Origin of the sequence: Thioalkalicoccus limnaeus, from assembly GCF_041197575.1 — a bacterium.
GTDB classification, from domain to species: domain Bacteria; phylum Pseudomonadota; class Gammaproteobacteria; order Chromatiales; family Chromatiaceae; genus Thioalkalicoccus; species Thioalkalicoccus limnaeus.
This window is the reverse complement of record NZ_JBDKXB010000037.1, coordinates 1-24070: the sequence shown is the minus strand read 5'-3', so window position 1 is coordinate 24070 and position 24070 is coordinate 1. Positions and strand designations below refer to the sequence as shown.

The following is a 24070-nucleotide window of genomic DNA, read 5'->3' as shown; positions in this document are numbered from 1 at the left end:
CTTCCCTCGCGCGCCGTCGCGGTAGTCCTTGTAGCGCAAGGCAACGCGCTCGCCGTCGAAGTTCACGAGCCGCGCGTCGCTCAGCGCAATGCGGTGGCTGTAGCGCCCGAGGTAGTCAACGACCGTCTCGGTGTGGGTGAGGCAGGGCTTGGAGTAAACCACCCAGTCGCGGGCCATCAGCGCATCGAGCATCTGATCGATCTCAGCGGCATCGAGTCGTGCCAAGCGCCCGTCCGCGACGGCGCGGCGCAGGCGGCTGACGAAGCCGCCGCGAAAGTGCCGTGAGAGCGCCCGCACCGGGAACAGGTAGGTGCTCTTCGCCGGGTGCCAGGTGCCGTCGGTGCCGAGCGCCCCGCCGGGCACCAGGCAATGCAGGTGAACGTGGCGCACCAGGGTCTCGCCCCAGGTGTGCAGCACCGCGGTCATCCCGAGCTGCCCAGCGAGGCGCTTGGGGTCGGCGCCGAAGGCCGACAGGGTCGCCCAGACGGTCTCGAAGAGCCGATCGTAGATCTCCTTGGGATGAACCTCGACCCAGCCGTTGAGGATATCGGGCAGGGTGAAGACCAGGTGATGATAGGTGACCGGCAGGACCGCGGCGCGTTGGCGCTCGCACCAGGCGAGCGAGGCCAGGCGTTGACAGCGCGGGCAATGGCGGTCGCGACAGGCATAGTAGAGGAACGCCGACTCCCCGCAGCCGTCGCATTCGAGGAGCAGGCCACCGAGGGCCTCGGTGCGGCAAGCGCCAATGTGATGACAGACTTGCCACTGGCGGGGGCTCAGCGGCTGGGTCGCCGCCAGATTGGCCAGGCTGGTGTGGATGACCGCTTGCAGGGAGGGCTTAGCCATCGGCCACCTCCAGCTTGGCGAGCAGGTCACGCTCGCCCTCGCTGGCACTGGGTAGCCAGTGCAGGTCGCGTAGCGTGGTGTGGATGCTGGCATGGCCCATCAGGCGCTGCAGCCGTTCCACGCCGAGGCCGGCGGCCAGTTGGTGGGTGGCGTAGGCGTGGCGAAGCCCATGAAGGCCGCCGACCTTGCTGACCCCGGCACGCCGCTTGGCCTCGGTAAAGGCCTTCTGCAGGCCGGTCGGGCTCAGCGGGGTCCCGCCCCGACTCGGGAACAGCCACTCGCGCGGGCGGTATAGGCGCCAGTAGGCGCGCAGCGCCTCGAGCAGGCTCGGTGAGAGCACCACCAGGCGGTCCTTCGCGCCCTTGCCTTGGGCGATGCGCAGGAGCTTGCGCTCCCCGTCGATATCAGCGACGCGCAGCGTCAGCACTTCGCTCAAGCGCAGACCGGCCCCGTAACACAGGCTCAGCATGGTGCGATAACGCCGGTCGCCACAAGCCGCCAGGATGGCCGCGACCTCGGCACGCGTGAGCAGCTCCGGGATGCGCTGGGCGCGCTTGGGCAGCGTCACCTCCAAGTCCACCGCCGGCCAGGCGAGGACCTGGAGGTAGAAAAAGCGGATCCCGTTATAGGCCAGACGCACGCTGGCCGGGGCCAGCTGGCGCTCGCGCACCAGGTACTCGAAGTAGCGCTTCAGATCCGCCGACTTTAAGGTATCGGGCGACCGGCGGGTGTACTTGGCCAGGCCGCGCACAGCGGCCAGATAGCTCTCATGGGTGCGGGCAGAGAAGCCATGCATCGCCATGGCCACGATCATGCGTTGGCGCAACGCGCTCATCGTCGCATCCTCGGTCAACGACCCCGATTGGGTCATGACCGAGTGTGGTCGATGGGCGGGAGCCCCGCGGCGGAAAGGCCGTCCTGGGCGATCTGCTCGCCCTATAATCTTCGTCTAATCATGGCCTTCGATGCGGGTCTGCACCAAAGGCCCGCGGAGCGGATTAGTTCAACAACGGGTTACGTGAAAAATGGACGCGAATAGTCGAAGACGGGCTAGCCTGAGGTAGGTCTCCAGGTGCTGCTGGATGATCTGGTAGAGGATGGTGTGCTCGGGACGGCGGCGGCAATACGGAACAGCTCGGCATCTCTGCGCGGCGACGGCCATGTCGGCGTGCGGATAGAGTCCACAGGCAAACCATGCATTTGTACAGAATAGCAGGCCATTGCCGGTTGGGCGTGTAACTGGGTTCTGGAAGCGAACTATGCGACGGAAAGCTTGCGCAGCAAGGACTGGGCGGAATTCGCCCAGCCGGACTCCCCGACCATGGACTTCGTCTTCACCGGCTTTTGCGAGAGCTCGACGTAGGTGCGGTCATCCCGGTGGCCATCGAACTCACGGATGAACAGCAATTGTTCACCAAGCTCAAGCGTCTTTGATCCGCAACTGCTCAAGGGCGGCTCGATCCACATCTGCCGCTCCGATGCGCCTTCCCGGTAGCCGTGACATAGCCCCCAAGTGGAAAACGGGTTGCAGCTCCAGCCCAGCAGGTCATCCACATCAACTGCCGTCACGGCCGACGATGGCACCGCGATGCCATATAGGAAGCAATGTGTCAGTCCTGCATACAGGACGACCTCTTCACTGCAGCGTCCGGCGCGAAGAAACGCGAGAAAGTCCTGCTGTTCAATCCAGGCAGAATACTGCGGAGACAGGCGGTCGGGTTTCGTGGCGGTTTGTAAGATCGCGTTCGCGGTTGAACCTGGCGCAGAAAGTCCGGCGGTGGTCATCGGGGTTCTATTGGCCATGCGCTCTCCTTGTGCCCCTCACAGCAGCGCCGCTTCCAGTCGCTGCTTGCGTTGTTCCCAGTCCGGCATCACCTGTCCCAGCAGTTTGAAAAACCGTGCGTCATGGTCGCGGTGTCGGGTGTGGCATAGCTCGTGGGTCACCACGTACTCGATGCAGGAGCGTGGAGCGCGCACCAGGTTGACGTTCAAGGTCATGGAGCCCGCGCGTGACAGGCTACCCCAGCGCGACTGCATGGCGCGCACGATCAGGCGGGGGTGTTCGACGCCCTTGAAGTGGAGCAGGCTGGCGTCCAGGACTTCAGTGAATACGGCTCGTGCCCGGTCGAGATACCAGCGGTGCAGCAATGTCTTGACGCGCTCTGGCTCCGGCTCGCCGGGCAGCGAGACCAGAAGCTGGCCGCGTGTGAGCTTGACGTTGGCCGAATCTCCCTCCGCCAGCTTCAGCCGGTACTGCCGGCCGAGATAGAGATGCGATTCCCCGTTGATGTACTGCCTTGCCGGCGTGCGGGGGCGGTAACGCTCGAACTCGGCCAACTGCCGGCTGATCCAGCCAGCGCGCTTCTGCAGGCGCTCCGCGATCAAGTGCTCGGGACAGCCCAATGGTGCTCGCACCAACACGCGGCTATCCGGATGTACCTCAATGGCCAGCGTCTTGCGAGTGGCCAAAAAACGCACCTCGTAGCGGATCGTGTCGGTGCCCCAGGTCAGCGTTCCGGTCATCGTCTTCACTTGGCCATCCGGTGGCGGGCGAGCTGCATCGTCTTCTCGATGATCTCGTCCATCTCTTCGGTCGACAGTGTGATGCCGCGTGCGCCCTTTACCTCGTCGTAGAGGTAATCGTCGATCTCGTTCATGGTCCGGCGCTGGACGTCGAGGTCATCCCAGTAGCCCACCTTGCGGTTACGGCGAAAGATATCCCACACCGCCACGGCTGCTTCCGCAGCAGCGGTCCGCGCCTGCTCGTCGTCGCTGAGGTGGTTCGCCACGAAGGGGTGCAACAGGCCATAGACGGCAGCCGCGTCGGCGTCGCCGTGAAGTCGCTCGGGCAGGTCGTCGCCCTTGCGCGAAACCACAGCGTCCTTGATCTCGGTGACCCGCTGCAGGTAGTCCAGATCGGACAGGCGCTTCGCGCGGTAGTCGTCGATGGCCTGCTGAATCAGCCTGGAGAATTTTTCGTAGAAGGCCGGGTCCTGCTCCAGCCGCTCGTTAATGGCGCGCCGGGTGGCGTGGGCGATCATGTCGGCTTTGGCCCCGAGGTTCTTCTCGCTGCCCGCACCTTGCTCTTCGACCACCTTCTGGAAAGCGGCTTCGTCGAAGATGTTCACCGGCGCGTTCAGCTGCACCACCTCGGAGGCCGAGATGTGCGTGTCCAGCAGCTTCTGGATACGCGGCTCGAAGTCGCGGTAGTCCACTGACTCGGCATAGCGCAGCTTCACCGCCGCCTTCAGATTGACGAAGCGCTTGAGGTCGTTCTTGTAGGCGCGCAGCTTCTGTTCGGGCGTGTCGGTGATGAAACGTTCGCAGGACAGCGCAATGGCCAGGGTCTTGGCGTAGGCCGACAGCCGCTCGTAGAAATCGGCGCGCAGCGGATCAAAGGCCAGCAGTTGCTCAAAGGCTTCCTCGTCCTGGCGGTTCTTCACCGTCTTGAACAGATCCCACAGCTCGGCATGGCGCTGCGGCAGCGCCTTGGTTTCTTCATGGATCGAGGTCAGCGCACCTTCGAGATCCGCCGCCTCGAATCCTTCCAGGGCGCTGTAGGTGGTCAGCGCCTGATCCAGCTCGCCCAGCACACCCACGTAGTCGATGATGTAGCCGAAGTCCTTGGCCTTGCTGCCGGATTCGTCCTCGTACAGGCGGTTCACTCGCGCAATGGCCTGCAACAGGGAGTGATCCTTGAGCCGCCGCGCCAGATACAGCACCGTGTTGCGCGGCGCGTCGAAGCCGGTCAGAAGCTTGTCCACCACGATCAGAATTTCCGGCTCGTCGCCGTTCTTGAACGCATTGACGATGGATTTGTTGTAGTCCTCCTCCGAGCCGTAGCGCTTCATCATGCGCTGCCAAAAGGCCACCACCGCGTCGGTGGATTCTTCGGCGTCGATTTCGTCAAAGCCCTCGCGCTCGTCGGGCGGGGAGATGATGACCTCGCTGGTGACTGCGCCCAGCTCGTCCAGAAACGCCTTGTAGCGCAAGGCCGCCGCCTTGTTGGGCGCCACCAGCTGCGCCTTGAAGCCGGTACCCTGCCAGTTCTGGCGGTAATGCTCGCTGATGTCGAAGGCGCGCATGTAGATCACCTGCTCTGCCTTGTTCAGCATCTCGGCACGAGCGTATTTTTTCTTCAGGTCAGCCTTCTGCTGGTCAGTCAGCCCCTGGGTGTGGCGCTCGAACCAGATGTCGATGGCCGCCTGGTTCTGCTCCAGTTCCACCATGCGCCCTTCGTAGAGCAGGGGCACGATGGCGCCGTCGGCCACCGCCTGGTCGATGGCATAGGTATGGATCACGCCGCCGAACTTGGCCACGTCGCTCTTCTCGCGGGTCAAGAGTGGCGTGCCGGTGAAGCCGATATAGCAGGCATTCGGGAACATCTGCCGCATGCGTGCCGAGTAACCGCCGAGCTGGGTGCGCTGGGTTTCGTCCACCAGCACGAAGATGTCGGGCGAGGCATCGCTGAACTTCTTGTAGGCCAGCGCCTTGTCGAACTTGTGCACCAGCGTGGTGACGATGTGCGCCTTGCCGTCGGACACCAGTTCCACGAGATGGCGGCCGCTCTCGGCACGGTCGGGCGAGAGCCCGCAGGCAGCGAAGGTGTTGCCGAGTTGCTTGTCGAGGTCCACCCGGTCGGTCACCAGCACGATGCGCGGGTTGCGGATGGAAGGTTCGAGTGCCAGCGCGCGGGCCAGCATCACCATGGTCAGCGACTTGCCCGAGCCCTGGGTGTGCCAGACGATGCCGCCCCGGCGCTTGCCACTGTCGTCCGTCTGCTTGACGCGGGCGAGGACCTCGCGAATGGCGAACACCTGCTGGTAGCGCGCGATCTTGCGCACTCCGCCGTCGAACACGGTGAAGGCCCAGGCCATCTCCAGCAGGCGCTCCGGCCGGCACAGGGCGTAGAGCGTGCGGTCCTGCTCGGTCACCTGCCGGCCGACCAGGTAGGGCGCAATCTCCTCGCGCACGCCCAGCTCGGCGAAGGCCAGATCGAACAGCGAGGCCTTGACCGACTCCGGCAGCGGGCGCTCCAGCAGTGGCGCCAACTCAGCGTCCGCCACGTCCTCCTTCCATTTCGACCAGAACTTGGCCGGGGTACCGGTGGTGGCGTAGCGGGCCTCGTTCTTGTTCACCGCCATGACCGTTTGAACGTAGGTGAACAGGCGCGGGATGTACTCGTCGCGCTGGTTGCGGATGGTCTGCGAAATAGCCTGGGCCACCTCGACCCTGGGCGACTTGCATTCGATCACTGCGAAGGGGATGCCGTTGACGAACAGCACCACGTCCGGTCGGCAGGTCTCGACGCTGCGGGTGCGCTCCACGGCGAACTCGGCGGCCACGTGATAGACGTTGTTGCCCGGATTGCGCCAGTCCACGTAGGTCAGCGTAAAGCTCTTCAGGTCACCCTCGATGGACTGCTCCAGTGCCACGCCCAGCGTCAGCAGGTCGTACACCGCCTCGTTGGTCTTGAGCAGGCCGTCGTACTTCACGTTCTTCAGGCGCTGGATGGCGCTCTGGATGTTCTCCTCGCTGAACAGGTAGCTGCCGCCCTTGTGCTGGATGCGGTTCAGCTTTTTCAACTGCTCGCGCAGGATCTCCTCCAGCAGCACGTTGCCGGCCTTGCCGCCGCGCGCGGCCAGCGCCTCGGCGGGCGTCAGATACTGGTAGCCAAGATTCACCAGCACCTGCAGAGCCGGGATCTGGGAGAGGTATTTCTCGTCGAAGCGGAAGCTGTCCATCGTCATACCCTAAAGCGCCCAGGCGGGGTGCGTGACCGCGTTGTAGAAGTCGATGCACTCGGCATCGGGTGTGCGGCCCAGCCGCTCGCGCTTGGCATCGAGTCTGGTCACAAGACCGGCATAAAGGGCCTGCTCGCCCGCCCAGGCTTCCGGTTGTGTCGTGAGCTCCAGATGGCGGCGATACACATAACTGACGGCATCCGCCACCTGTACGAGCGAGGAGTGCTGCGACTTGATCGCAAAGGCGGTATTGATGATGTGGTCGAAGCGTTGGGGCTGTTTCAGCTCGCCCCACTGATTCTTGCCTTTGACCTTCTTCGTCTGCTGGTACAAGGCGTCGAACCACGGCTCGGCCAGATAGAGCCCGTCCGACACCTTGGGCATATGGGCCTTGTTGTCGTCGAAAATGAGGACGGTCAGCCCTTTGTTGTTGGACTTGCCCTGCATTTTCTTCTGGATGAGACCGCTGACGAACATCCCGTTGAGCGCCCAGTAATTTCCAGCGCATGGCGTGGTGTAAGTGCCGCTGGCGCAGGCCGCATTGAAGCGCTCGAACGACATCCCGAAGCCATAGATCGACGAGACTTCTGCAGCCAGCGCGCACATATCGGTGAGGAACTGTTTGCGGTCGTCGGCAGAAACCGTATTCCAGCCGCCGCGGCCGTTAATGAAGGCTTTGGTTTTGAGCTCGTTCGGCGCGCCAGGGTGCTTGGCCAGAAAGACAGCCAATTCCTGGTCGAAGCGGTTGGTGTACTTGCGCAGGCGGTAGGCATCGATCAGCAGGCCCGCCATGACGAATACATCACCTTCCTCGGTACTGCCGGATTCGTCGATATAGGCAAACTTCATGATCAGCTCTCCGCCTCGGCCGCGCGCAGGAAGGCGCTCAGCTGTTTGAGTTTCTCCAGCAGCTCGTCGAAGGTTACGATCTCGACGTCCTTGGAATTGCGACGGAACAGCTCGAAAGACTTCTTCCGGTCATCGCCATCGGGCGTCTTGCCAATCACGAGGCAGCAATGCACGGCATAGGACTCGATGTCGTAAAGCCGGGTGTTGTCCTTGATCTGGGCGATCTGCTTTTGAAACTGGTACTTCTGATCGAGCGCCTGATTGATCGAACCCGACAGATCGGCCGATGGCGTATAAACGCCATCGCGAAATGGTGTCTTGTTGAGAATCGGCGTCTGTGACGTCTTGATCTCGAAGATCGCCGTGTTGTTGGTCAGGCTGTTCTTCACCAGAAAATCAGTGATCTTTTCCCCGTCGCCCGACAGCTTGCGTCCACCGACCGATGCCTGGTCCCGCACCTTGATCACGGGATAGCCGAAGGCCATGTTCAGAATGAAGGGGTTCTCGTTGAAGAATTCCTGCCAGTGACCTTCGTTCAGATTCTCGCCAAGCATCCCCTCATATCGGGTGATCAGGGCTTCAAGCGTCACCAGCTCGATGTCGCCGCGTAGCTTCGCCAGCTTCTCCGGCTGATCTTCAGCGATATCGGCGGCATGGCTGGTCAGGGTGCCAATGACGGCGTTCTGATCCTCCTCGGACAGCTCCTGCTTGCCCTCCGCCACGGCGGTGAAGAGCTTGCGATAGGGGTGCCGGCCGGCTTTCGGTTCCTGCTTCGGCACCCCGAGCCGTTCCGCCAGGATGTTGTGGGCAGCGGTCCATTTCACGGCGCGGACAGCAGATTGCGCGTGGCGGTCAATCTTGTTCAGTTCGACGCGCGCCTGCTCGAAGTCCTGCGTGGAGATGTGGAAGATCCCGTCGCCGTCCTGCGTGGGACCGGTGGCGTGTTTGTTGGTGATGACTATTTCGCTGCAATCCGACAGCTCTTGCACTGCATCGATGATGAATCGGTACGGCTTCGCGAGGCCAAGCCCGTAGGCGTAGTCCTTGGTGAAGGTGGAGGGCAGATTCTCCAGGACATCGCGCACGTCCTCCGGTGTCGAAGTCGCGTCCCAGCCGACCCCGGAGATGATGTCCGTGTCGTCGAGCGTGATGCGCTCGATTTGGCCATACTTCGGCTTCAGGAAATCGGATCGGTCGCCGAATGTGCTGATCGGATAGATCGTCAGAAAATTGTGCTGGCCGTTGATTTCCAGCAGCTTGGTTTTGTAGCGAGTAGCTTGCGACGGGTCGAGCCCAGCCTCCACCAGACTCCGCTCCGGCGGTACGAAGTAGACCTCGACGAAATTGGGATGGACTTCCTCGACCTCGAGGGTGCCATCGCGATCCGGGTCGTGCTGCCGGAAGCCGAGCGCCATCAGTCGGCCTCCTCTTGAACCGGCAGCCGCCACTGGCCGGTGAGCAGCTTCTGCATCAGGCCGCGTTTCTGGGCCTTGTACGCCTCGACCGATTGATTGAGCAGGTTGATCTCGTCGCGCAGGGCGTTGAGGTAGCGGGCGATGGCAGTTTGGGTGTGGAGGGCCGGCAGTGGGATGGTGAGCGTCATGAGCTGGCTCTCAGAAATTTCCTTTTGCCCTGTGCCACCCATCACTCTCTCAAGTTTCTTGTAATGGCTGGGACGGCTAAGATAGAAAAAAATATAATCGGCAGAAGCCTTCTCTGGGTGGAACCTAAGACTCGTGATTGCATTCGATGCTAGTGACCCATCCAGGTCTTTCGGCACAATTCCGAAGCCCCCGTTATGGATGTTCTGTCGACCGACAAGAAGTTCACCTGCATTCCTTCTGAAAATGGGGCGGCCATTCTTTGTCGGTTCCTTCTTCTGTCGTTCATTCTTTTCAATGCCTTTGCAGTAGAGCCTAACCAGAACGTAGACGTCATCGGCTTTCGGCGATTCGGGTAGCTTCTGTGGTACGTAAGCGATCTCGCCAAGCCGGTATTTCCTTGGGGCCGTTCGATCTTCCGAGAAACGGCGCGACAGTTCGTGGCTGTAATGGCGTTCTTTCGCGGCGATCAGTTGCTCGGTTTTCTGGATGGCGGTGTCCCAGGCCGAGAGCTGAGCCGCAAGTTCTCTTTGATGCTTCAGCGGGGGTAGGAAAACCTTCAGCTTGCGGAGGTCGCCAAGGTGTAGGTGCTTGACCGCAAGCCCTGTCGTTATTCCGTGAAAGTGTCTAGCCGCGTCGGGTGAGCGGATGTACTGGTAAAGATAGTGCGGGTCAACAAGGTCTCTGCGTGGCTTAAGGAGCGCCAGACTTTCGAAGATGCTGAACTCGAAATCGAGTTCTGGAATTACGGCTACGTCACCGAGCGATCCACTCTTAGTGAGCAACAGATCGCCCGGGGCCGGTTTAGCACTTTTGGTCAGGAACTCGTGCTCCTCGCGGGTGATGTACTTTCTATCGGCGAAATCAAGCTGGCCGCCCTTGATGTTTTTCGCTGAAATGAAGATCACCCCTTGATCCTGGTAGTTGGGCGTCTGGTGCGTGCCGTCCGTGATTCGCGTGCAGAGTTGAGCAAGGAATCGAAAACTGGAGGATTCGGACTTCATTTCTTCTTCCCCCGCCCCTTGCCTTCCAAAGCCCGCTCGGTCTGCTCCAACGCGGCCATGTCCTCGGCATCCGCCGCCAGCCGCGCTGCCTCCCGCCGGGCGGCGTCGAAGCTCTCATAGCGCTCCAGCGCCAGCTTCTCTGCCACATCACTGCGCAGCTTGCCGGCGTGGGTCAGCACCTCGCGCTCGTTGAACTGCAGGAAGGCGTCGAGCTTGTCTTCCCAGTCGCGCATGGTGAGGGTGCGGCGGCGCTGGGCCTGGTCCTCGGCGTAGTCGAGGTACATGACGACGATGCGATCCAAGGCCTCGATCTCATCCTGGCTCAGGTAGTTCTTGGCGATGGTGACGTCCTGCTTGCGCACCCGGCCGCCGGCCCAAGTGGTGAGACCCATGTTGGGCAGGGTGGGGTCGGCACGGCCGGCGATGAGTTCCGGCGCGGTGTGGCCGGTGACGGCCCAGAGCATCTTGTTCTGCACCTTCTTGAAGAACAGCTGGGCGGCCTCAGACTTGCTGTCGTAGTCCACGGCGGTGGCGTAGATGTCGCGGATCTTCTGGTAGAAGCGCTTTTCCGAGGCGCGGATGTCGCGGATGCGCGCCAGCAGCTCGTCGAAGTAGTCCCAGCCGCCGGGCTCCTTCAGGCGGGCGTCGTCCAGCACGAAGCCCTTGACCAGGTATTCGCGCAGGTGGGTGGTGGCCCACTGGCGGAACTGGGTGCCGCGCGGGGAGCGCACCCGGTAGCCGACGGCCAGGATCATGTCGAGGCTGTAGAGCAGGTTGGTCCGTTGAACCCGGCGCTTGCCCTCGGTTTGAACTGTCAAGGATTCCTTGACGGTTGCTGCCTCGACCAACTCACCCTCGGCCAGGATGTTCTTGATGTGCAGGCTGATGTTCTGTTTGGACGTATCGAACAGGGTGGCCATTTCGAGCTGAGTGAGCCACACCGTGCCGCCCTCGGCGCGCAGCTGGATGGCGGCGCTGCCGTCATCCAAGGTGTAGAGGATCAGTTCGCCGCCGCTCATACGCCCAGCTCCTTGAGGTACTGCTTCATGCGCGTGCGCACTTCGGCCAGTTCGCCTTCCAGGCGCTCGATCTCCTGCTCGACGGCGGCGACGTCGATCTCTTCCTCTTCCTCGAAGGTGTCCACGTAGCGCGGGATGTTGAGGTTGAAGTCGTTGTCGGCGATCTCCTGCAGGCTCGCGACATGGGCGTACTTGTCCGCCGGCTGTCGGGCGCGAAAGGTGGCGAGCACCTTGGCCATGTGCTCGTCGAGCAGGGCGTTCTGGTTCTTGCCGGACTGGTAGTCACGGCTGGCGTCGATGAACAGCACGTCCTGGCAGTTTTCACGAACGCCGCCTCTTTCACGGGCGCGATCGAACACCAGGATGGCGACCGGAATCGAGGTGGTGGGGAAGAGATTGCCTGGCAGGCCGATGACGGCGTCGAGCAGGTTTTCCTCGATCAGGGCGCGGCGGATGCGGCCTTCGGCACCGCCCCGGAACAGCACGCCGTGGGGCACCACCACGGCCACGCGGCCTTCTTGCGGCAGCGCGGTTTCGATCATGTGAGTGATGAAGGCGTAGTCGCCCTTGGACTTGGGCGGCAGGCCGCGCCAGAAGCGGCTGTAACGGTCGGCCTCGACCTCCGTGCCGCCCCACTTGTCCAGGCTGAAGGGCGGGTTGGCAACCACCACGTTGAAACGCATCAGGCGGTCAGCCTCGACCAGTGCGGGGCTGTTGATGGTGTCACCCCACTCGATGCGGGCGGCGTCCTTGCCGTGCAGGAACATGTTCATGCGTGCCAGCGCCCAGGTGCTACCGTTGACCTCCTGGCCGAAGAGCGCGAAGTCGCGGCTGCCCTGTTGCTCGACCAGCGCGGCGGCTTCGATCAGCAGGCCGCCGGCGCCGCAGGTGGGGTCGCAGATGCGGTCGCCGGGCTTGGGGGCGGCCAGCTGCGCCAGCAGCTTCGATACTTGTTTGGGCGTGTAAAACTCGCCGGCCTTCTTGCCGGCGTCGGAAGCGAAGCGTTCAATCAGGTAGATATAGGTGTCGCCGATCACGTCCTCGGACACGCGGCTGGGACGCAGGTCGAGCTTGGCAAAGTCGCCCAGCAGGTTTTCCAGACGGCGGTTGCGGTCCTTGGTCTTGCCGAGGTTGGCCTCGGAGTTGAAGTCGATGTTGCGGAACACGCCTTCGAGCTTGGCCTTGTTGGCCTCCTCGATGTGGTCGAGCACGATGTTGATCAGCTCGCCGAGGTTGGCCGCTTTGCGCCGCTCGTACAGAGCGTGGAAGTCGGCCAGAAAGCGGTCGGTGACCTCGCCAGTTTTCTCATCCTTGAACTCGACGTAGGGCAGGATGAAGCGCTCGCGCTCCAACTTACGGCGGATGCGCTCCTCGTTGTCGCCGTACTCCTTCTTGTACTCGGCGTAGTGGTCGGCCCACAGGTCGCTGATGTACTTCAGGAACAGCATCACCAGGATGTAGTCCTTGTACTGCGCCGGATCGACGACACCGCGAAAGGTGTCGCAGGCGGCCCAGGCGGTGTTGTTGACGTCTTGTTGGGTGAGCTGGTCGGTCATGGGGTGGCCCTTTCTGGGGATGGGTGGGCAAGCTTCATCAGCAGGTGCGTGGTCAGGCGCTGGCGCAGGGTGGCGATGCGGGCCAGCAGTGTTCGTTCTTGTTCGGCCAGGGCGGCTGCATGCACGATGCGTTGCTGTGTGGCCTGCGAAGGCAGCGGCACCTCCAGCGCCTTCAGCGCTTCGGCGCTGATCATCCGCACCGAGGTGCCTTCGGCCAGCGCCGCCAGTTGGGCCTGCGTGGCCGGCGCGTTGATGTACCAGCACAGGTAGGCGGGCAGCACCTTGTGGGGCCGGATCAGCAGCATCGGCGCCGAGAGCACGGCCGGGCCTATGCCTTCCAGCACCTGAGCCGCGCCATTGCTGCGACCCCGAGAACGGAACAGCAGGTCACCCGCGCACAGCAGGTGGTGGGTCTTGCCCTTGGGCAGCGTTACTCGGATCGCTTCTTCGGCGTGCAGCAGGTTGGCGTCGTCGATGTCTTTCATCTGGATCACGGCGACATCGCCCTGCTGGTCGTGCTCGAGACGCGACCGGAAGGGGTAGCCCATCTGTACTTCAGCCAGCTCGCCAAGATTCATGTTTGCAAAAACGCCGTTACGACAATCATCATAGGTGCCATGTTAGGTCCCCGAATGTTGCCTGTCAATTAAAAGTAACGGCGTTTCTACAAATTTTTCGGATTGGCTGTCTGGGCCGGGATGGCAGGAATGGGGGTAAGCAAGGAACTCGTTGCCCCATTCGGAGCGCGGATTACCCTGTTCGCCTTCGAGGCAGGTCGCGATCCCCAAGTGCAAACCGCAAACCCTGCAAACCTCGGTTTGCACCCTGACGGTAGCCGAGCAGCGCGCTCGCGCCCCCCGTATACGAATGCGGCCAGGAAGGACCCGTGCCGTCTCGCCGGGGCATCGTTCCCATGTCCGGCCAGCCAGTGGAATCGAGGGAGGTGAGCATTCCCGATGCTCACCCTCTCTCTTTAGAGAGGAATCGCCGGGAACCGGGAAAGTGGCGTCGTTGCTGGGTTTGCGCGTTCCCACCCGCATCCGGGAAGGGCTTTGGCCGGGAACGCTGGAAACCCGCGCCAGTGCTGGGTTTGGCGTTCCCGCCCGGCCCTGCGTTCCCGGTCGGGAAGCGGGAAGTCGGGAACGGAGGTCGGCCCTGGGCATGCTCATGGCTGATTCTGCTGGCCCGCGTTCGCGCGCTTCAGATGCCCGGTGACGAAGGCGGCCTCGCCACTGGCCATGGGGCCATCGGGCACGTCCAGCCACTTCACTAGCTTCGAGCCGTCGACCATGGCCATGACGAGTTCTTCCCGGTCGAGCAGGGTGCCGACCCACTCGGCCAGCCGGTGCTTGCCGATGGCGTGGAAGGCCTCCGGCAGTTCGTGGCGACGCTCATAGACGCCGTTGCCGCCGGTCTTGGTGTACGGCTTGCCTTCGGCGGCGGCCCGCGCAATGGCCGCCTTGAGGTCCGGCAGCAGATCCACGTCGGTCTGGCGGGCGCGGATGACGGCATCGCTGCGGTCCACTAGCAGGCCACGGCTGTCACGCAGAAAGGTGGTCACCCGCAGATTGGCGCGACCGTTGGCCTTGACCACGCCGCCCATCACGACCCGGCCGCGCTCGAAGGGCTCCCCCAGCGCCTTGCAGATTGCCTTGGCCTGATCCTCCTTGGGGTTCCACAGCGCGTAGACCGAGCGCACGCCATCGACCAGGCCGCCGGTGCCCCGGATCGCTTCGCGGGCCTGCTCTGGGGTCGAGGCCTCGCGCTTGGCGAAGTGGTGGGAGACGATCACGGACGCTCCGGTGCTAGCCGCGAGCGCCGCAAGCCGCGAGCAGACGAACTGGCCGTTCTCCGGCACGTTCAGATCCAGTGCGCAAAGCGGCTGCAGCGGATCGAGGATGATCACTCACAGACCGGCTAGCGTGGTCAGTTGCTGCTCCAGCGCCATCCACGCCGGCGTGGTCGAGGGACCGCGGGTGGCCGCGTCGGGTGCGAACAGCGGCACGGCGCCGCCGGCATCAGGCAGCGGCAGCACGTAGAGCTGGTCGGGTATCGGACCCAGCGCGTTTAGGCGGTTGTGCACCTCGATGGCATCATCCTCGGCGGTGACATAGATCGCCACGCCCTGGCCGGCGAGCGCGCCACCGAACAGCGTCGGCGCGTTGGTGGGTGGGATAGGAAATCCAAGCCGCCTTGAGGGTCCAGGCCGGCGCTGAGACAGGACGGTAGTGAATGCGGGGTGTGATGAGGTCAAGGTCCGGAAACACGGCGGACCGCCCTCGCGCGACGCCCGTTGCAGGCCGAAGCGGCGCGCTGGAGCGGGCCCGGGGTCATGCCGGCCGGCGGCAAAACGAGGGGTTCCAGCACCGCTTCCCGCAGGAGACGGCGACTACCAGGTGATACGCTGATCGAATTCGACCTCCGGTTCGGGCTGAGCGGCCAGGTCCCAGTCCGGCGCCGGCTCGGGCGCCCCGTCCCAGGCGGGCGGTCCGCGGGCGGGCGAGATCGGGGGTGGCCGGGATCGGGGGTGGCCGGGATCGTCAGAACAACCCTGCGAGGTCCACCGTACGCCCGGGTAGACCGGGCAACGGAGCCGGCTGGCTCAGATCGACTTCTTCCTCGGTTTGGTAGGCGCCATCCTTGGGCTCGGCGAAACGCAGCACGCGTTGGTGCTCGGTATCGATGATCCAGGTCTCCGGGATCCCGTGGCGGGCGTAGAGTGGGACCTTGATCTGGCGGTCCTTTTGAAAGCTGGTGTCCGCGACTTCGATCAGCAGCAACACATCAGCGGGCCGCGGGTGTGATGCCGTGTAGAAATCGACCCGCGGCCGGAGCAGGGCGAGGTCTGGCTTGGGCTCGGAGCAATCGTCTAGGATGACAGGGTCCTGCGCGGCGACAATGGCATGCTGTGCTACGGCCTGAGTCAACAGATAGACGAGACGCTTTACGCGGCCACCGTGCTGGCTTCCGATGGGTGTCATCTCGATGATCTCGCCGTCGATGAGCTCGACCCGATCGTCGTCGCCGAGGATCCCGGCCTCGCCCATCCGGTGATAGTCGGCGAGGTTGAAGCGGCGGCGGCGAATCTGTTCCTCGGTAATCGCGGTCATGGTCGGCTCCCCGTCTCTGCTGAAGTATAGACCGATTGCCGGTTCGTTGAATGCGGAGGTAGTGGTAGCGATCGATGAGCTCGTTCCACGAACCGCTGCTGTACCGCTCGACCCACTCCAGGCGCACCGCCCTTCCGCTGCCGGCCCGGCCCAAACACCTCCGGCAACCCCTCCAAGGCCCGCTTCTTCGAGATATTGATCAGCGTCACGTGGATCTCCTACTCCGAGGCCAGCTCGTTGGCCGTCTTCTGCCCCTTGATCGCCTCCAGCGCAACACGCGCCTTGAAACCTTTGCTGTAGCGCTTGCGCTTCATCTTCGCGCCTCTCGCTTCGTCGCTCTATCTCGAGGGGCTGCCTCAAATCCGGGGTCCACTTCAGTTGCGATGTCCGAACGCATCAATGCCCGTCTCTCAAAACCCTTGGTGGAGTTCGTCGACCGAATGGTGGGTGATGGGGGGCTTTACGAAACCCCAAGCGAGTATGTGCGCGATCTGCTTCGCCGTGACATGGAGCGCCGCGAAGGCTCACTTGTGCAGGGGGCCATCCTCACGGGTTACCGCGATCTGGCAGCGGGCCGGGCATTTGTTTCCAGTGGGGATTTCAAAACCGACACGGCGCGGCTGGATCGCAGCGAAGCCGAAGGTTCGCCGTAATGGCGTCTGCCGCGCTCGATCTGCGCCGAATTCGCACGCGGTCGCGCCGCGAATGGGGCAATGACATCGTGGGTCGCTACATTGCCGATCTGTATGTTGCCATGCAGCACGCAGCGGCTGACGTGTGCAGCAACGCTTGATGCCAGTCTCCGCTCTCATTTCGTATCGAGGGATTCGGTCTCCTTGTCACCGCTGCGGCAGGCACGGTCACGGCCCCGGCCTAGACCCTCGACCTGGCTTGGACTCCCTGTCCGTTGTCCGTTCTCCGCTTTACGTTGCCGAGAACGATCGCGCCGACTGCTTTCCGTTCCCCGGCTCACCGGCCAGCCCCAGGTACCAATCCTTCGCGCGTTGCTGAGCATCCCACATGGCGCGGTAGCGGCCTCCGACGACGAGGAGCTCGCCGTGATGGCCCTGCTCGACGAGGCGCCCGTCCTCGATGACGAGGATGCGGTCGGCGCCGGCGATCGTGGACAGCCGGTGGGCGATGACGATGACCGTCTTGTCGCGCACGAGGGCGTCGATGGCCCGCTGGACGGCGCGCTCGCTCTCGGTATCGAGCGCCGCGGTCGGCTCGTCGAGGACGACGATCGGGGCGTCCTTGAGCAGGGCGCGGGCAATCGAGATGCGCTGGCGCTCGCCGCCCGAGAGCCGCCCACCAATATCACCGAGGCGCGTCTGCCAGCGCCGCGGCAGGCGCTCGATGAACTCCAGGCACTGGGCTGCGTGGGCGGCGGCCTCGACCTCGGCGTCGCTGGCCTCGGGGCGGGCCATGCGGATGTTGGCCAGCACCGTATCGTCGAATAGGTAGACGTCTTGAAAGACGACCGAGATCAGGCCATTGAGGGTCTCGGGCGGGATGGCCCGCACATCGATGCCACCGATGGTGACCGCGCCGCGCTGCGGGTCGGCGTGGCGCATCAGGAGACGGGTCAGGGTCGTCTTGCCCGATCCCGACGGACCGACCAGCGCCGTCATCCGCCGCGCCGGCAACTCGGCATCGAGTTCGCGGAGCACCGGGCGCTCGGTCCCCGCATACTGGAAGGTCACACCGGCGAAACGGATATCGAAGCGCGCCGGTACCGCCGGCGGCGTCTGCTGCGGCAGTGGCTCGATCGCGAGCAGGGCCTCGATGCGCTCGAGGGCCGTTTCGATCAGCTCGAGGATGGCCGTGTAGTTGACGAAATTGGCCAGCGGCTCGGCAAAGCGCACGATCATGACCAGGAGCGCCGCGAGCACCGCGACGTCGAGGGTGCCAGCGATGACCCAGGTGACGCCGACGGCGACGATCAGCAGCAGGCCGAGCTCGACGACGCTCGCGATGATGACCTTCGGCCGACTGCCGGTGCGCTGGGCGCGCGTCTGGACCTCGCGCAGGTGGGCGAAGCTCGCCTGCAAGCGCTCGGCCCGCTCGCCGGCGCAGCGCGCCGCGCGCAGCACCGGCAGACCCTGGGTGTATTCGAGGATGTCGCCACTGGTGCGCTGATGCGCCACGGCCAGACCGCGCATCGTGCCCGCGAAGACCGGCCGCCGCCAGCGATAGAGCGGAATGATCGCCGGGAAGATCAGAAGCAGGATCAGCCCCATGCGCCAATCGACGGCGAGGGTCGCCAGCGCCGCGACGAACGGCGTGACCACTGCGGTCAGGATCAGATTGAGCACCGTCATCGCATAGTTGAGGTTCTCATCGACGTTGCCGAGCAGGGTCGCGTTGACCTCGCCGGTGCGCCTGTCCTGCAAGCGCTCCAGCGGCATGCGGCGCAACTGCTCGCCGAGGCGTGTGCGCAGCGCGTGGGTCGCAACGGCCATGTGGCCGTCGAAGTCGAAGCCCTGGGCGCGCCAGCGCGCGAGCGTCGCGAGCCCCATCAAGGCCGTCATGACGGCGAGCCAGGCGAGCACCGCTGGCCAGTCCGGCACCGGCAGCAGCGCCGAAAAGAGCGGTAGCAGGCAGGCCAGCGCCAGGCCCTGAAGGGCGGCGGCGGCGATCAGGCCGAGCAGGGCCACGCGCAGCTCGCGGGCCCGGGGACCAGCGCTGCGCAGGAGCTGGCGGTAGGTCTCTTGCCATGGGGTGAGGCGCCGCCGGCTCACCGGCGTGCTCGTCAGAGTATCGCTGGTCATGGCGTCGCTTCCTCGCACCGCGGCGGCACGTCGGCCGTCACCCTGGTCGGCGTCGCATCGCGCTGCAGCGCCCAATGCTGGGCCCCCTCGTAGCTGCGCCAGAGCGCGGCATAACGGCCATCGCGGGCGAGCAACGCGTCGTGATGGCCCTGCTCGACCAGGCGGCCACGCTCGAGCACCAGGATCTGGTCGGCGTCGCGGATCGTCGCGAGCCGATGGGCTACCAGGATCACGGTTCGGCCGCGCATCAGCCGCGACAGGGCCGTGACTAGGGCCAGTTCGTTCTCCGGGTCGGCGAAGGCCGTGGCCTCGTCAAGCACCAGGATCGGGCGGTCCTGGAGGATCGCGCGGGCGATCGTGATGCGCTGGCGCTGGCCGCCGGAGAGGAAGATGCCGCGCTCGCCGGCCCGGGTGTCGTAGCCCTGCGGCAATGCCGTGATGAAGTCGTGCGCCTGCGCGGCCCGGGCGGCCGCCTCGACGGCCTCGCGGCCCGCCTCCGGCACGCCGAGGCGGATGTTCTCGGCGATCGAGTCGGCGAACAGGAAGGTATCCTGGAACACGAACGAGACCTGGCCCATCAGGTCCTCGGCGCGCATCTCGCGCACGTCGACGCCGCCGATGAGGACCCGCCCGGCCGTGACGTCCCAGAACCGCGGGATCAGCCGCGCGACCGTCGTCTTGCCGGCTCCGGACGAACCAACGAGGGCCATCACGCTGCCCGGCGCGGCGGTGAAACTGAGATCGGTGATCGCCTCGCCGCCCTCCCCGCCCCCATCCCTATCCGAACCATAGCGGAAACTGACCCCCTCGAAGACGACGCTCGCATCGGCCGGCCGACGGGCGCGCTCCGGCGCGACCTGCGGCAGCACCGGCAGGCCCAGGACTTCGTCGATGCGCGCGATGCTGAGCTTGGCCTTGTCGACCAGATGATAGAGGCTCATCAGCGGCATCATGGCCTCGGCCATGCCGGTGCCGATCAGCAACACCGCGAGCCAGGTCGAGAAGGTCAGCGCGTCGTGCCAGGTCAGCCAAACGCCGAGCCACAGCAAGACGGCGAGCGTCGGCATCGGATTGAGCAGCGCCATGCCGAGGCGCCCGGACAGGCTCGCCTCGCGATACCAGCGGGTCAGGAAACCCAGGTAATCGGCGAGGGCCTGCTGGAAGCGCCCGAAGGTCGTGGTGCCCGAATCGAAGGTCCGCACCACCGGCATCGCTTGCACGAACTCGACGACGGCGCTGCTGACCCGCTCGCGCGCCGCGTGGTAGCGGCGGGTCAGTTCGGCGCGGTCGCGCATCGCCAAGGTCATGGCCGCGAAGCCGAGCAGCAGGACCGCAACGGCCGCCAGCGCCAAGCGCCAGTCGAGCCACAGCAGGGCGACCAGCGTCACCGCCGGTCCGACATAGGTGCGCGCGTAGAGCGGTGTGCTGTCGGCAACAAAAACGTGCAACTCCTTGACGTCGTCCTGAATGACCTTGGCCAGGCTCCCGGCGCCGAGGCGCTGAACCTCGCCGAGCGACAGCCGCGCCAGATGGTCGGCGAGCCGGCCGCGCAGCACCTGTTCGAGACGGAAGGCGGCATAGTGCGACTGGTCGAACGCGTGGATGCGCAGCAGATAGGCCCCCACCGTGCCGACGAGCACCCCGGCCATCGCCAGCCAGGGCCACTCACCCGGGGCGGCGATCAGCCGCTCGATGACCCAGGCGAGACAACCGAGCGCGGCCAGACCCAAGATGGTGCCGAGCCCGGCAAGCCCCATCGCGAAGCGGATTTGGCCCTGGACCGGGCGCATGACGGCCCAAGGGCTCGACCCTGATGTGTCGCCGGTTGAGGTGTCAACGGACATGGCGCCCCCCGAGGTGGCGGCGGTAAACGCTGTCGCTGCGCATCGATCAGAAGAGGTAGCTGGCGCCGACGCCGAAGGTCCGGCCGCGGCTCGGTGCCCCGACTTGAACCGTCGGCGTGAACCAATAGCCGTAGAGGTCGTGGGCTTCGTCGAGCAGATTATCGGCCCACAGGTAGACCTCGGCCGCGCCCAACAACACGCCGAGGCGCAGATCGAGCTTGTGGTAGGCATCCAGGTCGAAATGGTTCTGTGGATCGGCTGGGCGAGTGCCCATGTAGCGGTAGCTCAGATCGGCATTGAGCACCGGCGCCGGGAGTCCCGCCAGATCCCCCAAGGCCCGCTGATAGGAGACCGTGATCAGGCTGCTCCAGTACGGGACATCCGGTACCCGGTTGCCGGACGCGACCGGACCGCCTTGCACGTCGGCGACGTCGCTCGTGATGGTCGCGTCGACGTAGCTGAAGCCCCCGGACAGCGTCAGACCGCGGCCAACCCGCCATTCGCCTTCCAACTCGGCACCGTGGCTTCTGGTATCGGCATTGAGCGCCTGAGTGGCCATCGTCTGATAGTCGTAGCCGAGCAGATGGTCGTCCTTGACCTGGTTATAGAAGGCCGCGCCGCTCAGCGTCAGACGGCCATCGGCGGAGCGGGACTTGAAACCGAGCTCGAAGGCATCGGAGACGGCGGGGTCATAGGGTTCGCTGTCCGCCGGTTGGGTGGCATAGTCGTTGAAGCCGCCAGACTTGTACCCGCGGGAGGCAACAGCGTAGAGGTTCGTGCCCGGCGTCCAGGCGTACGATAGGGCGACGCGGCCGGTGTCGTATCGGTCGGTCGAGCGGCGACGGTCGTCCGTGACGCCGGCCATGTTCCTATTCGCATAACGGGCATCATAGGTCTTGTCTTCCCAGGAATGACGCCAACCGCCGGTGACCTTCCAGGCCTCCGTCAGCGGGTAGGTGATCTCCCCGTAGAGGGCTTCGCTGTCGGTCTCGAAGCGCCGATCGGCGGTCGCGCCGGTCACGAAATCCCGCGAATCGAAATCCCGTTCCGAGCGCAAGATGTTGAGACCGAGGACCCAGAAGATCCGAGCGCCGGGCAACGACGCCCAGCGCAGGTCCTGATTGAAGACCCTTTCATCGCCTTCGTCGGCCGCCGGATACGCCATCGGCAGGCCGTAGAGCGCCTCCATGACGATCGCATCATAGGCCTTGTTGATGGCCAAGTCGGTCGAGGCCAAGGAGGTCAGCGACGTGACGCGGCTACCGGCGAGGTCATGATTGAGCTCCAGCGAGTAGCGTTGAAATGTCTTTTCATTGCCGTCGATCAGATCGGGGGACAGGTCGACGGCCGGTGGGTCCGCGTAAGGTCGCAGAATCATCGACCCGACATAGCCGCCGAGCCGCTGATACTCGCCGATCAACAGGGCCGATGTGCGCGCGTTCGGCTCCCAAAGCAGACTCGCGCGCGCCGCTTGATCGCGCTGGTAGGTCAGGGGTTTGCCGGTGCCCAGGTTCTCGATCGGGTTGTCGGAACCGGCATTCTGGACCGCCAGGCGGGCCATCAAGGTCCCGGACAGGGGGCCGCCGATCGCCGCCTCTTGGAGCTGCTGGCCTTCCTGGCCGCCCTCGAGGCGGACATGTCCTTCCAGCTCCCGGGTTGGCCGACGCGACGTGACGTTGATCGCCCCGGCCAGACTGTTGCGACCGAACAGGGTGCCCTGCGGACCCTTGAGGACTTCGACCCGCTCGACATCGAAGGCACCGAGTGCCGCATGGCGGCCCGACACCGGGACACCATCCAGATTGAGCACCACCGAATTGTCATCGGCACTGACCTGCCACATCGAACCGACGCCGCGGATGCGGATATTGGCGTCGTTCGCGCCACCCCACGAACTCACGTCGACGCCTGGCGACTGCCGAAGAACCTGTTCGAAGCTGGTCAGCCGACGGGTTTCCAGCTCATGGCCACCCACCACGCTGACACTGAATGGGACCTCGGCGAGCGACTCCTCGCCGATCCGCGCCGTGACCGTCAGGATGGGCATTTCCATCGCATCGACCTTGTTCAGGATCGCAGCGTTCGACGCTTCGGTGGCCCAAGACACAGGCCAAGGCCAGCCGAACAGCCCGGCCAGGACCAGGGCCATCGTGAGCTTCGTCTCATTCGATCGGTGCATACCCTACCTTCAAAAATCTTTCATCGAGAACCCATCCCTCCGGTCGGAATCCCCGGAGGACAGGGCGGGACTGGTCATTGTTCGGGCTACCGGGATGGGCGACCTGCCAGCACGGCGACCGCGGAAGACGCTGATCCATTGGCCGTCCTGGCCAAAGACCGGCACGGAAATCGCCAACGCGGCTTCCGATTCCTTCGCGCTCCGTCGCTGATCGCGACGGAACATGGCAAGGCTCCTGCCCCGCACGGGAGGCACTGAATCGTTCGGCGCTGCCCTCGGTCAGTCTCGTTCGGCACCGGTCACGACATGCACCATCCCCGGTGCGTGATTGCGCAGGCCCGGTGTCCCGGCCAGCAGCGAAAAGACCACGGACCACGGCAGGCCGCGAAAGCGCCGATACGGCAGATAGCGGATCCGCCGGATCGACGGGCACCAGCCACGGAGGAGAGGGTCGATCTCGTTGCGGCCCACCCCCCAGGGCATCGGCGGCACGCGGTAATGTCTGGTCTTCCACAGCCCCGCCACGGATTGGCGGGAGAACCAGCGCGGGATCACGTCGAACATCATCTCGACACCTGGGAACCGCTCGATGACGGCGGTCAGGAGCCGCTGAACATCGGCCTCGTCGAAGTACATCAGGAGCCCCTGGGCCGTGACGAAGACCGCCTCGGGCGTCTCGACCTCGTCCATCCACGCGAGGTCTAGCGCGCTCCTGGCGATGAAGCGGCAGCGCTCGCTCGACGCGAGGAAACGCTCGCGCACGGCGATGGCTTCTGGGACGTCGACGCACAACCAGCGCACCCGTCCGTTGTCGATGCGCTGGAACTGGGTCTCCAGCCCGCAACCGAGCTCGACGACGGTGCCGACGGGGTGATTCGCCATCCACGTCGCGACGACCTCGTCGAACACCGCCGAGCGGGTCGCATGCGAGCCATCCGGCCGGCCGAAGCGACGCTCGTAGTCGTAGGCGATGGCCTGGTAGAGACGCACCGCCTCGCGGTCACGGATGAAGCCATCGGGGCGCAGCGCCTCGCTCGCTCGGTTGTGCAGGGTCCAAAGCATGGTCTCGGGAACACCGGTCAGTTCGGTCATCGCCGCTCTCGTCATCCACCCGTTGATCGTTGGGCCCGACCGGCGAAACCGATCGGGCAAAAGATGCCGATGCGCATTATTCGCATTTCTTGCCGGCGATGCTGTTCGAAGCGGGAGGAGTGCTGATCGGATCGGGAGAATCCGACGATGAGCCGAGTGGCCTGAGCGTATCCTGGTCGGCGGTCAGCGCCCGCCGCCGCGGGCAAGGTGTGATGGAAGGCAGCCAAAATGTGCCCGAAAGGTCGCCGAGAACCAGCCGAGATTCGAGAAGCCGACGGCCAGGGCCGCCTCCTGTACGCCGTGGCCCTCCCGTTCGATGAGGTCGCGGGCGCGTTCGAGACGGCGCTCGCGAGCGTAGGCGCCGATCGTGCCGCCGAAGTGCTCGCGAAAGCCGGCCTTCAGGTAGCACTCGTTGAGCCCGACCCGGCGGCCGAGCTCGGCGATCGTCGGCGGCG

Annotated in this window: 20 protein-coding genes; 1 reads left to right on the top strand and 19 read right to left on the bottom strand. The window is 64.5% G+C overall.

What is annotated here, in order from left to right; all coding sequences use genetic code 11:
* The 14 genes from ABC977_RS16735 to ABC977_RS16670 all read right to left on the bottom strand — a co-directional run.
* Positions 1-846, bottom strand: an 846-nt coding sequence (locus ABC977_RS16735; protein WP_369668422.1) for an IS91 family transposase, incomplete at its 3' end; no start/stop codon positions are given.
* Positions 839-1681 (bottom strand): tyrosine-type recombinase/integrase, encoded by an 843-nt coding sequence (locus ABC977_RS16730; protein ID WP_369668421.1) that lies wholly within the window; start codon positions 1679-1681, stop codon positions 839-841. The genes ABC977_RS16735 and ABC977_RS16730, both read right to left, overlap by 8 nt.
* A gap of 422 nt (positions 1682-2103) precedes the next feature.
* Positions 2104-2649 (bottom strand): hypothetical protein, encoded by a 546-nt coding sequence (locus ABC977_RS16725; RefSeq protein ID WP_369668420.1) that lies wholly within the window; start codon positions 2647-2649, stop codon positions 2104-2106.
* An 18-nt stretch (positions 2650-2667) separates the two neighbouring features.
* Complete coding sequence (locus tag ABC977_RS16720) at positions 2668-3369, bottom strand: M48 family metallopeptidase (RefSeq protein WP_369668423.1); 702 nt, start codon at positions 3367-3369, stop codon at positions 2668-2670.
* A gap of 5 nt (positions 3370-3374) precedes the next feature.
* Entirely contained in the window at positions 3375-6590 is a 3216-nt protein-coding gene (locus ABC977_RS16715) for a type I restriction endonuclease subunit R (RefSeq protein WP_369668419.1), read from the bottom strand.
* A 9-nt stretch (positions 6591-6599) separates the two neighbouring features.
* Positions 6600-7439 (bottom strand): DUF3800 domain-containing protein, encoded by an 840-nt coding sequence (locus tag ABC977_RS16710; protein WP_369668418.1) that lies wholly within the window; start codon positions 7437-7439, stop codon positions 6600-6602.
* Between the two features lie 2 nt (positions 7440-7441).
* Positions 7442-8854 carry a Shedu immune nuclease family protein gene (locus ABC977_RS16705; RefSeq protein WP_369668417.1) on the bottom strand — a complete coding sequence of 471 codons (1413 nt, stop codon included), beginning with the start codon at positions 8852-8854 and terminating at the stop codon, positions 7442-7444.
* On the bottom strand, positions 8854-10044 hold the full coding sequence (locus tag ABC977_RS16700; protein ID WP_369668416.1) for a restriction endonuclease subunit S: 1191 nt from the start codon (positions 10042-10044) through the stop codon (positions 8854-8856). The genes ABC977_RS16705 and ABC977_RS16700 overlap by 1 nt, the downstream gene beginning before the upstream one ends.
* The gene (locus tag ABC977_RS16695) at positions 10041-11063 is read right to left on the bottom strand and encodes a virulence RhuM family protein (protein ID WP_369668415.1); all 1023 of its coding nucleotides are present in this window, start codon (positions 11061-11063) and stop codon (positions 10041-10043) included. Before ABC977_RS16695 ends, ABC977_RS16700 begins: the two co-directional genes overlap by 4 nt.
* Positions 11060-12619 (bottom strand): type I restriction-modification system subunit M, encoded by a 1560-nt coding sequence (locus ABC977_RS16690; protein WP_369668414.1) that lies wholly within the window; start codon positions 12617-12619, stop codon positions 11060-11062. The genes ABC977_RS16695 and ABC977_RS16690 overlap by 4 nt, the downstream gene beginning before the upstream one ends.
* The gene (locus tag ABC977_RS16685; protein WP_369668413.1) at positions 12616-13197 is read right to left on the bottom strand and encodes a restriction endonuclease subunit S; all 582 of its coding nucleotides are present in this window, start codon (positions 13195-13197) and stop codon (positions 12616-12618) included. The genes ABC977_RS16690 and ABC977_RS16685 overlap by 4 nt, the downstream gene beginning before the upstream one ends.
* A gap of 587 nt (positions 13198-13784) precedes the next feature.
* The gene (locus ABC977_RS16680; RefSeq protein WP_369668412.1) at positions 13785-14525 is read right to left on the bottom strand and encodes an AAA family ATPase; all 741 of its coding nucleotides are present in this window, start codon (positions 14523-14525) and stop codon (positions 13785-13787) included.
* A complete protein-coding gene (locus ABC977_RS16675) occupies positions 14526-14741 on the bottom strand; it encodes a hypothetical protein (RefSeq protein ID WP_369668411.1) in 216 nt (71 codons plus the stop codon).
* A 418-nt stretch (positions 14742-15159) separates the two neighbouring features.
* Positions 15160-15729, bottom strand: coding sequence for a Uma2 family endonuclease (locus ABC977_RS16670; protein ID WP_369668410.1), 570 nt, complete (start codon positions 15727-15729; stop codon positions 15160-15162).
* A 383-nt stretch (positions 15730-16112) separates the two neighbouring features.
* Between ABC977_RS16670 and ABC977_RS16665 the strand changes: the two genes are divergently transcribed.
* Positions 16113-16382 (top strand): ribbon-helix-helix domain-containing protein, encoded by a 270-nt coding sequence (locus tag ABC977_RS16665; RefSeq protein ID WP_369668409.1) that lies wholly within the window; start codon positions 16113-16115, stop codon positions 16380-16382.
* Between the two features lie 270 nt (positions 16383-16652).
* Here ABC977_RS16665 and ABC977_RS16660 read toward each other — a convergent pair whose 3' ends face one another.
* The 5 genes from ABC977_RS16660 to ABC977_RS16640 all read right to left on the bottom strand — a co-directional run.
* Positions 16653-18500 (bottom strand): ABC transporter ATP-binding protein, encoded by a 1848-nt coding sequence (locus ABC977_RS16660; RefSeq protein WP_369668408.1) that lies wholly within the window; start codon positions 18498-18500, stop codon positions 16653-16655.
* On the bottom strand, positions 18497-20290 hold the full coding sequence (locus ABC977_RS16655; RefSeq protein WP_369668407.1) for an ABC transporter ATP-binding protein: 1794 nt from the start codon (positions 20288-20290) through the stop codon (positions 18497-18499). Before ABC977_RS16655 ends, ABC977_RS16660 begins: the two co-directional genes overlap by 4 nt.
* Positions 20291-20390: 100 nt before the next feature.
* Positions 20391-22523 carry a TonB-dependent receptor gene (locus ABC977_RS16650; protein WP_369668406.1) on the bottom strand — a complete coding sequence of 711 codons (2133 nt, stop codon included), beginning with the start codon at positions 22521-22523 and terminating at the stop codon, positions 20391-20393.
* A 279-nt stretch (positions 22524-22802) separates the two neighbouring features.
* A complete protein-coding gene (locus tag ABC977_RS16645; protein WP_369668405.1) occupies positions 22803-23615 on the bottom strand; it encodes a class I SAM-dependent methyltransferase in 813 nt (270 codons plus the stop codon).
* A gap of 183 nt (positions 23616-23798) precedes the next feature.
* Positions 23799-24070 (bottom strand): helix-turn-helix domain-containing protein (locus ABC977_RS16640; RefSeq protein WP_369668404.1); only part of this gene is annotated, 272 nt, incomplete at its 5' end.

Coding starts and splice junctions, on each gene's coding strand:
- ABC977_RS16730 (WP_369668421.1), bottom strand. CDS start 1,681: ATGAGCGCGTTGCGCCAACGCATGATCGTGGCCATGGCGATGCATGGC.
- ABC977_RS16725 (WP_369668420.1), bottom strand. CDS start 2,649: ATGGCCAATAGAACCCCGATGACCACCGCCGGACTTTCTGCGCCAGGT.
- ABC977_RS16720 (WP_369668423.1), bottom strand. CDS start 3,369: ATGACCGGAACGCTGACCTGGGGCACCGACACGATCCGCTACGAGGTG.
- ABC977_RS16715 (WP_369668419.1), bottom strand. CDS start 6,590: ATGGACAGCTTCCGCTTCGACGAGAAATACCTCTCCCAGATCCCGGCT.
- ABC977_RS16710 (WP_369668418.1), bottom strand. CDS start 7,439: ATGAAGTTTGCCTATATCGACGAATCCGGCAGTACCGAGGAAGGTGAT.
- ABC977_RS16705 (WP_369668417.1), bottom strand. CDS start 8,854: ATGGCGCTCGGCTTCCGGCAGCACGACCCGGATCGCGATGGCACCCTC.
- ABC977_RS16700 (WP_369668416.1), bottom strand. CDS start 10,044: ATGAAGTCCGAATCCTCCAGTTTTCGATTCCTTGCTCAACTCTGCACG.
- ABC977_RS16695 (WP_369668415.1), bottom strand. CDS start 11,063: ATGAGCGGCGGCGAACTGATCCTCTACACCTTGGATGACGGCAGCGCC.
- ABC977_RS16690 (WP_369668414.1), bottom strand. CDS start 12,619: ATGACCGACCAGCTCACCCAACAAGACGTCAACAACACCGCCTGGGCC.
- ABC977_RS16685 (WP_369668413.1), bottom strand. CDS start 13,197: ATGAATCTTGGCGAGCTGGCTGAAGTACAGATGGGCTACCCCTTCCGG.
- ABC977_RS16670 (WP_369668410.1), bottom strand. CDS start 15,729: ATGACCGCGATTACCGAGGAACAGATTCGCCGCCGCCGCTTCAACCTC.
- ABC977_RS16665 (WP_369668409.1), top strand. CDS start 16,113: ATGTCCGAACGCATCAATGCCCGTCTCTCAAAACCCTTGGTGGAGTTC.
- ABC977_RS16660 (WP_369668408.1), bottom strand. CDS start 18,500: ATGACCAGCGATACTCTGACGAGCACGCCGGTGAGCCGGCGGCGCCTC.
- ABC977_RS16655 (WP_369668407.1), bottom strand. CDS start 20,290: ATGCGCCCGGTCCAGGGCCAAATCCGCTTCGCGATGGGGCTTGCCGGG.
- ABC977_RS16650 (WP_369668406.1), bottom strand. CDS start 22,523: ATGCACCGATCGAATGAGACGAAGCTCACGATGGCCCTGGTCCTGGCC.
- ABC977_RS16645 (WP_369668405.1), bottom strand. CDS start 23,615: ATGACCGAACTGACCGGTGTTCCCGAGACCATGCTTTGGACCCTGCAC.